We start from the raw sequence: 13,290 nt of genomic DNA, 5'->3' as shown, positions 1-13,290 counted from the left end.
GCCTGTCCTTATGCCGTCTCACCTGGCCCGGCGGACCGGGCGTGCTTTTTCTTCTGACCGCGTTCTTTCCAAGTGTTATAGAACAACTCGAATACGCAGCGCACAATGCTGGCAAATGAGCGCAAAGGACGATCGCGCGGGTAGGGGGGCGCCAGCCAGGCATCGGCGCGCGCCATCACCACCCGTACCAGCTCGCGCCGCTTATCCAGAGGCATATCTTTAAACATGAGCCGAATCACGTCCGGGCCGGTGTGGATCACGCTGACCGGAATGCAGACGCTTCCTGATTGCAGCCGTAGCTCCACCTCTTCAAGCGTGTCGTGAAGATAGCGATCGTCCGGCGTCACCAATTTCACGCCGCCCATGGAGAGATCCCGCGTTTCGCTGACCACGGAGATGCCGCTGGCGTAATGAATGATGGCCGGAATCGTCACTTCGACGCGGATGGTTTTGCGCACCTGGCGCGTTTCTTTGGCCACCGCGATGGCCGCCAGCAAAATAATAACGCTGAGCTTCGCCCACACGACGTTGAACACGATGACGCGCGGGTCGACGTTGAAATAGTCATACATGACCGCCCGCGCTATCCCCGCGATAATGCCCAGCACCAGCAAACAGGCCACGATGATATGCGGGCGCACGATGTGGGCGTCGAAAAACCCCTCATCCAACAAGCCACCCTTATCCGTCACGTTAAATTTGCCATGCTTGGGGGAGATGAGGGTCAACAGGGTCGGGATGATCAAATGAAACGCCATCACCGTTTCGTAAATCTCACCCCAGAAGGTGTAACGGTAACGGCCGTTCATGCGTGAATTCAGCCAGATGGCCATAAACAGATGTGGTAGCACATAGGCGAAAATCGTACTGGCCGACGAGGCGATAATATTCTGGTTGAAAAGGAGATACGCCAGCGACACGGTTAAAAATACCACCCGCGGCAGGCCGTATTGAAAATGCAGCATGGCGTTGAGATAGCACAATCGCTGTTGCCACTTCAGTCCGCGGCCGAATAGCGGGTTATCCATGCGCAAGATTTGTGTCATGCCGCGCGCCCAGCGGATACGCTGGATGACATGCAGCCCCAGTCGTTCGGTGGCCAGGCCGGCCGCCAGCGGGATCGCCAAGAAGGCCGAATTCCAGCCCTTACGCTGTAGTTTGAGCTCGGTATGGGCATCTTCGGTGACGGTCTCCACCGCAAAGCCGTGGGTTTCCTCCAGCGCCGTCCGGCGAATTACCGCGCAGGAGCCACAGAAGAAGGTCGCGTTCCAGTTATCGTAGCCCTGCTGCACCGGTCCGTAAAACAGCGCGCCCTCATTCGGGTTATGCCGCGCCGCCGAGAGATTGCGCTCGAACGGGTCGGGAGAATAAAAATAGTGCGGCGTTTGCAGCAGCGCCAGCCGCGGGTCAATGAGAAAACTGCCGACGGTGGCTTGCAGGAAACCGCGCGTCGCGACGTGGTCGCAGTCAAACACGCAAATCAGTTCGCCCCGGGTCAGGGTCAGGGCATGGTTAAGGTTGCCCGCTTTTGCGTGTTTATTATCGTCGCGGGTGATATAGCCTACGCCGGCGTCGGCGGCAAACACCGCAAATTCGCTACGCTTGCCATCATCGAGAATATAGATACGCATTTTATCGCGCGGGTAATCAATGCATTGCGCCGCCAATACGGTATCGCGCACCACATCCAGACTCTCGTTGTAGGTGGAAACATAAATATCTACCGTCGGCCACAGGGAGAGATCATCCGGCATGGGTTCAATGCGGCGTTTTAGCGGCCAGGTGGTCTGTAAATAACCCAAAACCAGAATGACCCAGGCGTAAAGCTCGGCGATAAAAAGCCCGATGCCCAAACAGGCTTCAAATGTGGTGTAAAAGTGCAGCGTTTCGCTGGCGCGCCAGTAGATATAGCGCGTTGACATCAGGCATGACATTACCACCAGCACGACATTCACATAAGGGCTTTTACTGATGCCGAGCACGAGCATCAGTCCCAGGCTGACCAGACCGAAAAAATACTGTTTATCGCTGTCCATCGGCGTAATCACTACGATTGTGGCGGTGGGGAGCATTAAAAGTAACAGCAGATAAAACAGCGGTTTATTCATATTCTGACCTGCGATAATGTCAAATGCCCGGATTGGGCATGGCGTAGAATTTTCCATCGCCCACTTTGACCCCGACTATAGCGGCGACTTTTTTACTGATCAGTTCGATATCGAAGGCCGCCGCGGACACCGGGCTGAATTCGATAATAGAACGCTGGGACGCGTTGGCTTCCGGCACGCATTCATCGCGATGAATGCGTGCCCAGCAATTTGTCCCCTAGCCGCTGCTCAAAAAAATGCGAGACGTCCCGGCTGAGATTTCGGCGCATATCACTCTGATTAACGACGTAGTATTCCCCCAGGCGCTGGTTAAGCGGCGCGCCAAGAAATTTATGATTTTCGATCTGCGGCAGCAGCGACAGCGAAGCGGTGTCCGCCAGCATCATGACGATATGCAGATCGGCGAAGCTTTGTACGGCCTTCAGCGCCGGTACCGGCCCCGGCGGAAAATCGGCGATGACCACCAAACCTGGATAATTCAGGGTCTTCCCCGCTTTGTTGAATAAATCCGAAATTTGTGACGACTTCCTCCCTATCAGGGCGATTGTTACATGATGCGGACGCTGTTTGGCATTCCTAACAGTGTGATCCGGTTAAGTGCTTTGACCATTGCCATAGCCTCACCTACCTGCGCGTCATAGTCATGCAGACTTAGATGACCACCCAGAAGTGTTTTAAACCGGAACATGGCCGTTTCAGCCAGTGAACACCGGTGATAACCTACTTTCTTTTTCCAGGTATCGTTATTGCCGCTCAGATGCTGATTTGCCACCGCATGGTTACGCTCATGGTATCGAGCTGGCCAATATTGCGCACCACTTCGCGGTGGGATAAGCGGCTTTATTTTTTTCCTCAGCAGAGCATCATGACAGTAACGCGTATCGTAAGCACTGTCAGCCGACGCTTCCCTGATTTTCCGGTGGGTTTGGTTAATCAGCCCGGGCAGCGCCTGCGCATCTGTCGTACCGCTTAGCGATAAATCGGCACAGATAATTTCATGTGTCGCGCTATTTACTGCCAGATGAAGCTTGCGCCATACTCTGCGCCTCTCAGCCCCATGCTGCCTGACTTTCCATTCGCCTTCGCCGAAGACTTTCAGGCCTGTGCCATCGATGACCAGGTGTGAGATTTCGCCGCGGGTTGGCGTTTTTATGCTGATGTCGACGGTTTTTGCTCGCCGGCTGACCAGAGAGTAATCTGGGCAGCGCAGCGACAGCCCCATCAGTTTAAAAATCGAGTCAACGAAACCCTGTAACGCCCGGAGCGAAAGGTTAAACACGCGTTTTATCATCAGAACCGTGGTAATGGCCATATCGGTGTAGTGAAGCGGCCGGCCACGATGTTCAGGTGGTGTACGGCTTTGTTGAATAAATCGAACTTTTAGGTGACTGGCGGCTCTGATCACTACATTCGTTTCAGCATCAGGTCCCCATGGCAAAGCAAAAGTTTAAAATCACCAACTGGCCCGCATACAACAATGCGCTCAGGCAGCGGGGGGACCTGACAGTATGGCTTGATGAGTCAGCCATTGCTGCATGGACTGAGAGTACACCACCTGAACATCGTGGCCGGCCGCTTCACTACACCGATATGGCCATTACCACGGTTCTGATGATAAAACGCGTGTTTAACCTTTCGCTCCGGGCGTTACAGGGTTTCGTTGACTCGATTTTTAAACTGATGGGGCTGTCGCTGCGCTGCCCAGATTACTCTCTGGTCAGCCGGCGAGCAAAAACCGTCGACATCAGCATAAAAACGCCAACCCGCGGCGAAATCTCACACCTGGTCATCGATGGCACCGGCCTGAAAGTCTTCGGCGAAGGCGCATGGAAAGTCAGGCAGCATGGGGCTGAGAGGCGCAGAGTATGGCGCAAGCTTCATCTGGCAGTAGATAGCGTGACACATGAAATTATCTGTGCCGATTTATCGCTAAGCGGTACGACAGATGCGCAGGCGCTGCCCGGGCTGATTAACCAAACCCACCGGAAAATCAGGGAAGCGTCGGCTGACAGTGCTTACGATACGCGTTACTGTCATGATGCTCTGCTGAGGAAAAAAATAAAGCCGCTTATCCCACCGCGAAGTGGTGCGCAATATTGGCCAGCTCGATACTATGAGCGTAACCATGCGGTGGCAAATCAGCATCTGAGCGGCAATAACGATACCTGGAAAAAGAAAGTAGGTTATCACCGGCGTTCACTGGCTGAAACGGCCATGTTCCGGTTTAAAACACTTCTGGGTGGTCATCTGAGTCTGCATGACTATGACGCGCAGGTAGGTGAGGCAATGGCAATGGTTAAAGCACTTAACCGGATCACACTGTTAGGAATGCCAAACAGCGTCCGCATCATGTAACAATCGCCCTGATAGGGAGGAAGTCGTCACAAATTTCGGATTTATTCAACAAAGCAGGTCTTCCCCTGTTGTGGTGGCTCAATCGACAGTTCTGCATTTTTACTTTACTTATTCTTTTGGCTGGAACTTGGACTTCTATATGGATGTCAAACGTATTTACGTTTAAAGGAATAACGTTCATGTCATGCTTAAAAAAATATGCATATGCCCCATTTATCTTACTGCTTCATGGTGTTGCAGCATCGGCCTCACCAAATATGATGTATGACACTGATAAGAAAGACTATTCACTGTCACCAGAGGTAACGCCAAAATTATCTTGGGAGAAAAGTGAGTCTCAAGTTGATAAAACTCAATATTGTCTTACCCCTAGCGATCCGGGATGCAGCAATATGTGGCAAAAGGAAAAAGAAAAGGAGAATGACGAGCGAATACAACATCACCAGCAAAAAAAATTTTATAACTCCCTTAAATGATTGCTCAAAAATTCATATTTAGTTTCCTATAGTGGAACATTACGCCTAGCTTGAAACGTTCTTTGTTCCTGAAGCCCCGTGACTTGATCCTGAGCAGCCGTATTTTGCTGTTCAGGGACTCCGCATTCCCATTTGATACCCGGTTTTTCATTGCATTCAAAATGCCGTAAAGGCGTTTTGCCACCATGCGGGCAATGCTGGCCATGAGCGGTATGCCGGTGTCTTTAGCTATCGCCATCCATTCCTGCCACAGCTTACGGCTATGATTGTCATAGCGGCGGTGCCACAGATCGCGAGCAAGCTCTTTCATTACCCAGCACTGGCTCGTTTGGGGTAACACCAGCCGGGCAACTTCTAACCTCTCTGCCCGGCACCCGAGGCGATTTTGTTTGCTGTAAAACCATAGATAGAGTGAGCGGTGGGCGTCTTTCCTGTCTGACGAAGGGATCTGTTTCATCTCAGCCTGACGGGTTTTATCAACGACGGCGCACAACATTTTTGCCACATGGAAGTGATCGAAAGCGATTTTATCGACGGCATTGGGGAGATGGATGCGGGCTGCACTGATATAGGCCATGTTCATGTCCATAGACAGCGTTTTTATCTCATCAAGCTGGTGATCTTTCAGGCTGCGCAGATAACTGGCAAGGCTTTCTACACCGCGGTCGTCGGTCAGTTGCAAAGTGCGTCCCTGCCTGTCAGAGATAACGGTGACGTACTGGTGTCCTTTTTTGAACCCGACTTCATCCACGCAGAGGTGACGCGCGGATGAGGGTTGTTTTATCCGGGCCAAGCCTCGTTTGACTGCGCGCATCATGATGCCGTCAACGGCATTCCAACTGAGTTTGAGCTGCTTTCTGACAGCATCCACGGTGCTGACTTTCAGCCATGAAAGAACAAAGGCTTCGAACAACAAGGTGTAGCGGCTGCCTGACCCTGCCCAGGGAACCAGGCAGTGTCTGGCAACCGTGCTCAGGGCAGTCAACGCGGGGGACATCAGCCTCAACCAGCGTGGTGAACTGACAGGTATCGAGGTGACGCCATTTACGACGCCGGTGATCATGTATGGAGCAGGATTTACCGCAGGTTGGGCAGGCCAGTTGTGTGTGCTCGGCAATGCCGACAATTACCGTCACTGATCCAGATTTTTCATCAAGAGAAAGGGATTGTACCTGCCACGGTGCGGACAGGTTAAGGATATGGGCATAGAGGGACTTTTCGTCCATGGCAGACTCCTCAAAAATCAAGACTGCCATCATAATGCCCTTAGCCACCACAACAGGGGAAGACCCATAATTCAACACCATATTCAGACCGCGCTGCAGAAAGTGCGGGTCGTGGCTGATGGCATTTTCAAACGCCAGCCGTTGCTCCTCATCCGCTTCGCCATAGGGCAGGACAAAGAGATTGGCGTCCGCCTTCAAAATAAATTGGCTCCAGTCCATGACCGTGGTGGCCTGTACGAGATAGCCGCGGGTGTCGGAAATCGGCACGCCGAAATGCAGCCGTAGGGCGTTTTGTACATCGAAATCAATAACCAGCACTTTGCTGCCGCTGCGGGCCAGGGCATAGGCTAAATTGGCGCTTACAGTGGTTTTGCCCACGCCGCCCTTGGGCGAACGGCGCTGGGGTATGCGACGCATTCGGCGCCGCCGGACGGGCGCTAAACTCTTGTTGCGATATCGGCGCCGGCGACGGTAGGGTCGAATGCCCTTGCTCTAGGGGATGGAACGGCTTATCGGCATTAACGATGTGCTTGATGATTGTCCAGCTGGAAGCGGAACTATTAAGATTATTCTCAGCGATTTCTTTATAATCAATAGGTTCCATATTCAGCTTTTCTTTGAATCGCTTAATGTCATCATAATTATTCATGGCTCACCTTAGGAATGGCGTGTTGCAGAACCGTACCGGCGCGTTGTCGCTAGGAGGCAAGCGAAACGGCGCTATAGGGCAAAATAAGCTTTGGGCGTGTATGAAAAAAAATGACGAAATCTATAAGATAGGCTAATACAAGTCGCATTTATTTACCAATCTTAATCGGCGCACGCGCCGCGATAATAGCGATAAGTCGTCATCGCGCCTGCGAGATTCCACCCTTTGGCGACCTGCTCGCGCGCGACTTTAAACATAGACCATATTATTGGAAATACCGGATAATTTTCGCCGGGGAATCCTGTACCAAATGCCGTTTGCTGCTGCTTTTTAAATAAAAGCCTATTAACCGCGTGTTAATAATAGTCAAAACCCCCGCTTTTTTGAAAAAACGGCCTATTTTCTACGACCGGGTGAACACTTTATAGTGAAGTCATTGCCCCTGGGTATAGGTAAAGTTAGCGCAATGGCCTTAACGATTACTTTACAAAAATTGATCATTTCGGCGAAAACCAAAGTTAGGCATAATGAAAGCCATTTCACTAGGGCGTCGCTATCGCATAAGATTTGGTTGAATCGCCTGTTTTGAGGCATAAAACGCGCTGCCAAATCGGTTATATTAGGCAGGATAATCGACGCGGCCGGACGGTGGGCCGTGCCGCGTTACCCAGATGGCGTTTTCGGGTAAGTGGCCAGCGAGGGCGGCGCCCGCGTTTGCCTCCGTCAGCAAGAAATGGAGAAAAGTTTGCGGATCAGACGTTCCTTAACGATCAAACAAATGGCAACGGTGTCCGGCGTGGCATTGGTGACTATTTGTCTATTCATCGTGATCCAGATTTTCCATTTTGTTTCGCAGCGCCGTGAAGACTACACCCAGCAATTGCAAAATATCGCCATGTCGGTCCGCCAGCCGCTGTCCCGCGCGGTGCTCAAAGCCGATATTCCTCAGGCGGAACAGATTCTGGTCACCCTAAAACGCGGCGGCATACTGAGCCGCGCGGATGATGTGGTGCTGCCGAATAATGTTCAGGTTTTGCACGGCGATTTTCCGCCCGAGCGGCCGGTACCGGCGCTGATAAGCCGCCTGTTCCGCCTGCCGGTTGAGGTGCAGGTGCCGCTTTATTCCCTGCCGCGACCTTCTCATCCGCAGGCGCTGGCTTATTTGGTACTACAGGCCGACTCATATCGTCTGTATCAATTTATCGTCAGCGCGATTGCTACGATGATAACCACGTATTTGCTGTTGGCGCTTATCATGACGGTCGCCATCACCTGGTGCATCAATCGGCTGATGGTCCATCCGCTGCGCGCGATTGCCCGCGAGCTGGAAAACCTGGCGCCGGAGGACATGGCTTCCCACCAGCTTACCCTGCCGAATATGCACCGGGACGATGAATTGGGGGTGCTGGTGCGCAGCTACAACCGCAATCAGCATGTCATCAGCCGCGGCCGGCAGGATCTCGAGCAGCGGGCGACACCCCTCGCTGCAACCGGTTTGCCGACCCGGGCGCGGTTCCTCGCGATGCTGGACGCCCCTCTGGCGACGCATGTTGAAACCGGGTCGTATTGCCTGTTGGTGATTGCGGTCACAACGTTGCCGGAGGCGACGGGCGTTTTAACCGAATCGCAGCGTGACCTGCTGTACACCAGCCTGGCAAACCGGCTAGGACGGGATTGTGGCGCCACCAGCCTGCTGGCACAGTTGAACCCGCATGAATTCGCGCTGTGCCATTGGGCCACGGAACCGCCGTTTCAGGCCATGGCGCTGGCGCAGCGCGTGTTATCCATTATTAACGGGCTGCTGACCATCGGCAATCTGGCCTTGCGCCCCGCCGCCGGTATCGGCGTCGCTTTTGGGGCGCTTGAGGACAAAAACGCCGAGAATGTCCTGAACCACGCCGCGCTGGCCGCATCCTCTGCGGCGGCGCGGGGTCGAAACCAGATTCTGTTTTTCGAGCCTGCACTGGCGGTCGCGGCGACCCGGCGGTTGACGTTTGCCCATTGTCTTCTGGAGGGGATCGCGCAGGGCCGTTGCGCGCTGTTCTTCCAGCCGCAGGTCGATATGCGCGACCAGCGGCTTTTGAGTGCCGAAGCCCTACTACGCTGGCGTCAGGACGACGGCAGTTGGAGCCTGCCGGAGGATTTCATTTGCCAGGAGGCGGCGGCGGGCGTCATGGTGCCGCTGGGCAATTGGGTGCTGGAAGAGGCGTGCCGGGTACTCGGCGAATGGCAGGGGCGCGGTATCGCCGTGCCGCTGGCGGTGAACCTGTCCGCGCTACAATTGCAGGAAAACGACCTGGTGTCGTCGCTAAAACAGAGCCTGGCGCGTTTTCAGGTCGGATGCTCGCAATTGGTATTGGAAATCACCGAGACCGCCCGCATTAACGAATTCGCCTCCTCGTTCCAGGTGCTGCGCGAGCTGCACGACCTCGGCATCGTCATTGCGCTGGACGATTTCGGCATGGGTTATTCCAGCCTATATTGCCTTGATCGCCTGCGGCATCTGCCCATTGATATGGTGAAAATCGACCGCAGTTTTATTGCCACTTTGCCCGAGGACGCCATCATGCTGCGGGTAGTGAGCGCCATCGCCGACGTGCTTGACCTGCCGGTTATCACTGAAGGGGTGAAAACGCCGCTCAGCGTGATTGTCTGCTGGCGCACCACATTCATCTCGGCCAGGGGTATCTCTTCGCCGAACCGCTAACTTAGCAGGCGTTTGAACACCGCTTCTTCAATCGATCCTGCTCCTAATTCCCTGTCGCTTACGCCAGGTCCGCCGCCGGCGTCCATTTTTTGCCCTGCCGCGCCCGCCGAAGGTAATATTTTCTGCTACAGGGTGACATCTGCAAAGGTCCGCTGTCTAAACAACATGGTACACTTTGCGCCACACTTTTTCGGCGGAAAAGTAAAAACGATGCAAAGCACAGTCAACCGTCAAAGTGAGACTTACGTTTTTCATTGGTATTGATTGAGTAGGGGTTTACATGCAGGGCACCGGAATTCGTCTTTTCATATGTGGTGTATTACTGGTGACGTCAGGCGGGTGGGCACGGGCCGAAGCATTACAACCCGATGCCGCCTGGCAGCAGGGAAAACTCGGCAACGGCTTTGCCTGGCAGGTCCTGACCACGCCGCAACGACCCAACGATCGTATTGAATTGCGGCTGATGGTCAATACCGGCTCATTGGCGGAAAACTCCCAGCAGACCGGTTTTGCGCGCCTTATTGCCCGCCTGGCGCTGACGCACGGCGAAAACTTTACTACCGCACAGCTGACTTCCTTATGGCAGCAGGGCGCGAATGAACAACGGCCGCAGCCGCCGGCGCGCGTTTCCTATGATACGACGCTGTACAGCCTCAGTTTGCCGAACGGTCGGCCGGATTTATTGAAAGAAGCGCTTAAGTGGATGGTGAATACCGCCGGCCACCTGTCTATTACCGGGTCTTCTCCTGTTGTGGTGGCTAAGGGCATTATGATGGCAGTCTTGATTTTTGAGGAGTCTGCCATGGACGAAAAGTCCCTCTATGCCCATATCCTTAACCTGTCCGCACCGTGGCAGGTACAATCCCTTTCTCTTGATGAAAAATCTGGATCAGTGACGGTAATTGTCGGCATTGCCGAGCACACACAACTGGCCTGCCCAACCTGCGGTAAATCCTGCTCCATACATGATCACCGGCGTCGTAAATGGCGTCACCTCGATACCTGTCAGTTCACCACGCTGGTTGAGGCTGATGTTCCCCGTGTTGACTGCCCCGAGCACGGTTGCCAGACATTGCCTGTTCCCTGGGCAGGGTCAGGCAGCCGCAACACCTTGTTGTTCGAAGCCTTTGTTCTTTCATGGCTGAAAGTCAGCACTGTGGATGCTGTCAGAAAGCAGCTCAAACTCAGTTGGAATGCCGTTGACGGCATCATGATGCGCGCAGTCAAACGAGGCTTGGCCCGGATAAAACAACCCTTATCCGCCCGTTGCTGGTTCCGGTCACATCCGATCACTGATTCCGATTTCACCCGATCACTAATTCTGATTTCATCCGATCACTGATTCCGGTCGCCCGATCAGCGATTCCGATTCTGTCCGATCGCTCATCTTCTGTTCCGCCATACTCTGGAGACTTTTAGCTTCCGAGGGCATGGCATGGCACGTAAAAAGAAGAAAGCGAGAACGGAAATGTGCATCTATATTAATGTCTTACGTATGAAATTCGAGCAGCGTCGCTCGAATCGCACTATCGCAGCAGCGCTCGGCATAGGCTGTACTACCGTGCACGATATCCTCGGCCGATTCACGGTAGCTAATCTGGTCTGGCCATTGCCGGCGGAACTGTCCCCCGTCGACCTCGACCGTCTGCTCTATCCCGGCAAATCCGGAAAAGTTATCAATACCTTACCCAGCTGGCTTGATATCGATACCGAGTTAAGCCGCAAGGGCATGACCAAGCAGCTGCTCTGGATGGAATATCAGTCCGCCGTGGGCGGTGATGCCCTCGGTTACTCACAGTTTTGTGCACTGTTCCGTGACTGGAAAAAGAAGCAGCGGCGTTCCATGCGCATGGAGCACAAGGCTGGCGAAAAGCTCTTCATCGACTTCTGTGGCCCCACCGTACCTATCGTCAACCCTGCGACAGGTAGCGTACGCCAGGTCGCTATCTTCGTCGCTGCCATGGGCGTGTCAGGCTATGCGTATATCGAAGCCTGAGAAGGCCAGGACATGGCATCGTGGCTCAACGCCAATAGCCGCTGCCTGCACTTCATGGGTGGGGTTCCGGAGCTGATGATACCTGATAATCTGCGCAGCGCTGTCAGCACCCCTGACCGCTATGAGCCGGTCATAAACCAGAGCTACCAGGCGCTGGCAAATCACTATGAGACAGTGGTGCTACCGGCGCGCCCGAGAAAACCGAAAGACAAGGCGAAGGCAGAATCAACTGTGCAGCTGGTAGAACGCTGGGTTTTGGTCCGGTTGCGTAAACGTAGGTTCTACTCGCTGGCCGAACTCAACCAGGTGATACGAGAACTCAATCATGAGTTGAATTTGCGCCCGATGCGTCATTACGGCGGACAAAGTCGCCTTGAACGCTTCGAGCAGCTGGACAAACCGGCTCTTGGGCCTCTACCGCCCATACAATGGGAATACAGTGAGTATCTCGTTGCCCGAGTGGGACCTGATTACCACATAGACTACGGCAAAAACTGGTACTCGGTGCCGCATCCGCTGGTTGGCGAGCGCGTTGACGTCATCGCCACCCAACGGCTGGTGCAAATCCACCATAAGGGCGTCTGCGTGGCTACGCACCCTCGCAGCGATAACGCCTATAGGCACACGATTCAGGCGGCGCACATGCCGGCTAACCATAAGGGGCAGAGTCAGTGGACGCCGGAAAGGCTGTGCAGTTGGGCGCTGTCGGTGGGTGTGTGCACACTGAAAGTGGTCGAGTCCATCCAAAAGAGCAAAGCCCATCCGGAGCAGGCTTACCGCTCCGTGCTGGGGCTACTCAATCTGCAACGGCGCTATGAGACGACGCGACTGGAGAAGGCCTGCGCGCTAGCGTTGGAGAAAGGGTGCATTAACCACTCTTTCATAGCCAACGTATTGAAACACGGTCGTGAAAGTGAGGTCACCCAGGACGGAGCCGGCGTATCAATGCTGGTTCACGAAAACCTCCGAGGTCCGGACAGTTATCACTAAGGAGAATAAATATGGATACACTGTTAATGGCTCTGCGAGAGCTGAAGTTGTCGGCAATGGTCCAGGCGTTGGAGACGCAACGCGAACTCTCGGGGAGTTATGGGGAGCTGGGGTTCGAGGAGCGGTTGTCGCTGATGGTAGAAGTGGAAAATTTACATAGAAAAAATAACAACATATGCCGTATGCGACGGCAATCGCAAATGCGCTTGCAGGCAAAACCGGAAGATATCCGCTATATCCCTAGCCGAGGAGTGACACCGGAACAGATGCGAGATCTGCTAGGGGGACAATATCTGAAATATCAGAAAAGCATACTCATCACGGGGCCAACAGGTACGGGCAAAATCTGGCTCAGTTGTGCGCTTGGTGAGCAGCAGGCATGCCGGCAGCAATATAGCGTGCGTTACTGGCGAGTGGGTCGGTTGCTGGCCCATCTTCACCAGTGTCAGGTAGACGGGACCTATCTAAAACAGCTTAAGCAGTTAGAAAAAATAGAGTTACTGATCTTGGACGACGTGGGCCTAGAATCAATAAGTCCGATGCAGGCAACGATGCTGTTGGAGGTGATGGAAGATCGCTACGACAAAAGCAGCAGCATCCTGATCAGTCAACTGCCGGTGAAAAAATGGTATGGACTGATAGAAAACCCCACGACAGCTGACGCGTTACTCGATCGGTTAGTACACCCCAGCTATAGACTGGAACTTAAAGGCGAATCACTACGCAAAGAGCAAGGAGTAGCCAGCACAGGAAAAATAGACTAAACTCGAGTCAGAAGATGAG

General features: G+C 53.7%; 5 protein-coding genes and 8 pseudogenes. 7 read left to right on the top strand and 6 right to left on the bottom strand.

Annotated elements, in window-relative coordinates; translation table 11 throughout:
• Positions 1-8: 8 nt before the first annotated feature.
• The 3 genes and pseudogenes from bcsA to SOPEG_RS21835 all read right to left on the bottom strand — a co-directional run.
• The gene (gene bcsA / locus SOPEG_RS26870) at positions 9-2,108 is read right to left on the bottom strand and encodes a UDP-forming cellulose synthase catalytic subunit (protein ID WP_051419973.1); all 2,100 of its coding nucleotides are present in this window, start codon (positions 2,106-2,108) and stop codon (positions 9-11) included.
• Positions 2,109-2,127: 19 nt separating this feature from the next.
• A pseudogene (locus SOPEG_RS21840) lies at positions 2,128-2,590 on the bottom strand (cellulose synthase operon protein YhjQ/BcsQ); the annotation flags it as partial.
• A 65-nt stretch (positions 2,591-2,655) separates the two neighbouring features.
• Positions 2,656-3,456 (bottom strand): annotated as a pseudogene (locus SOPEG_RS21835) (IS5-like element ISSoEn1 family transposase); the annotation flags it as partial.
• An 83-nt stretch (positions 3,457-3,539) separates the two neighbouring features.
• On the opposite strand from SOPEG_RS21835, the gene SOPEG_RS21830 reads away from it, so the two are divergent.
• Positions 3,540-4,463: an IS5 family transposase gene (locus SOPEG_RS21830; protein ID WP_025243983.1), complete on the top strand. Its 924-nt coding sequence runs from the start codon at positions 3,540-3,542 to the stop codon at positions 4,461-4,463.
• A gap of 143 nt (positions 4,464-4,606) precedes the next feature.
• Entirely contained in the window at positions 4,607-4,939 is a 333-nt protein-coding gene (locus SOPEG_RS28105) for a hypothetical protein (RefSeq protein ID WP_148297166.1), read from the top strand.
• Between the two features lie 4 nt (positions 4,940-4,943).
• Here SOPEG_RS28105 and SOPEG_RS25715 read toward each other — a convergent pair.
• From SOPEG_RS25715 to bcsO, 3 genes and pseudogenes are all read right to left on the bottom strand, one after another.
• Positions 4,944-6,165, bottom strand: a pseudogene (locus SOPEG_RS25715) (ISL3 family transposase).
• Between the two features lie 96 nt (positions 6,166-6,261).
• Positions 6,262-6,582, bottom strand: a pseudogene (locus SOPEG_RS21815) (cellulose synthase operon protein YhjQ/BcsQ); the annotation flags it as partial.
• The gene (gene bcsO / locus SOPEG_RS25710) at positions 6,470-6,814 is read right to left on the bottom strand and encodes a cellulose biosynthesis protein BcsO (protein WP_071882285.1); all 345 of its coding nucleotides are present in this window, start codon (positions 6,812-6,814) and stop codon (positions 6,470-6,472) included. The pseudogene SOPEG_RS21815 and the gene bcsO, both read right to left, overlap by 113 nt.
• 745 nt (positions 6,815-7,559) lie before the next feature.
• On the opposite strand from bcsO, the pseudogene hmsP reads away from it, so the two are divergent.
• The 5 genes and pseudogenes from hmsP (at position 7,560) to istB (ending at position 13,271) form a co-directional block, all read left to right on the top strand.
• Positions 7,560-9,526, top strand: a pseudogene (gene hmsP, locus SOPEG_RS21810) (biofilm formation regulator HmsP).
• Positions 9,527-9,801: 275 nt separating this feature from the next.
• A pseudogene (locus SOPEG_RS26865) lies at positions 9,802-10,257 on the top strand (insulinase family protein); the annotation flags it as partial.
• Between the two features lie 66 nt (positions 10,258-10,323).
• A pseudogene (locus tag SOPEG_RS21805) lies at positions 10,324-10,788 on the top strand (helix-turn-helix domain-containing protein); the annotation flags it as partial.
• 168 nt (positions 10,789-10,956) lie between these two features.
• A pseudogene (istA, locus tag SOPEG_RS21800) lies at positions 10,957-12,507 on the top strand (IS21 family transposase).
• A gap of 11 nt (positions 12,508-12,518) precedes the next feature.
• Positions 12,519-13,271 (top strand): IS21-like element ISSoEn3 family helper ATPase IstB, encoded by a 753-nt coding sequence (gene istB, locus SOPEG_RS21795; protein ID WP_025246931.1) that lies wholly within the window; start codon positions 12,519-12,521, stop codon positions 13,269-13,271.
• Positions 13,272-13,290: the final 19 nt, after the last annotated feature.

The organism is Candidatus Sodalis pierantonius str. SOPE (assembly GCF_000517405.1).
GTDB classification, from domain to species: Bacteria; Pseudomonadota; Gammaproteobacteria; order Enterobacterales; family Enterobacteriaceae; genus Sodalis_C; species Sodalis_C pierantonii.
The sequence above is the reverse complement of the archived record's forward strand: the minus strand, read 5'-3'. Positions and strand labels throughout refer to the sequence as shown.

Bases quoted from the DNA above. Each gene is read 5' to 3' on its own strand.
- bcsA (WP_051419973.1), bottom strand. From the start codon at position 2,108: ATGAATAAACCGCTGTTTTATCTGCTGTTACTTTTAATGCTCCCCACC.
- SOPEG_RS21830 (WP_025243983.1), top strand. From the start codon at position 3,540: ATGGCAAAGCAAAAGTTTAAAATCACCAACTGGCCCGCATACAACAAT.
- SOPEG_RS28105 (WP_148297166.1), top strand. From the start codon at position 4,607: ATGTCAAACGTATTTACGTTTAAAGGAATAACGTTCATGTCATGCTTA.
- bcsO (WP_071882285.1), bottom strand. From the start codon at position 6,814: ATGAATAATTATGATGACATTAAGCGATTCAAAGAAAAGCTGAATATG.
- istB (WP_025246931.1), top strand. From the start codon at position 12,519: ATGGATACACTGTTAATGGCTCTGCGAGAGCTGAAGTTGTCGGCAATG.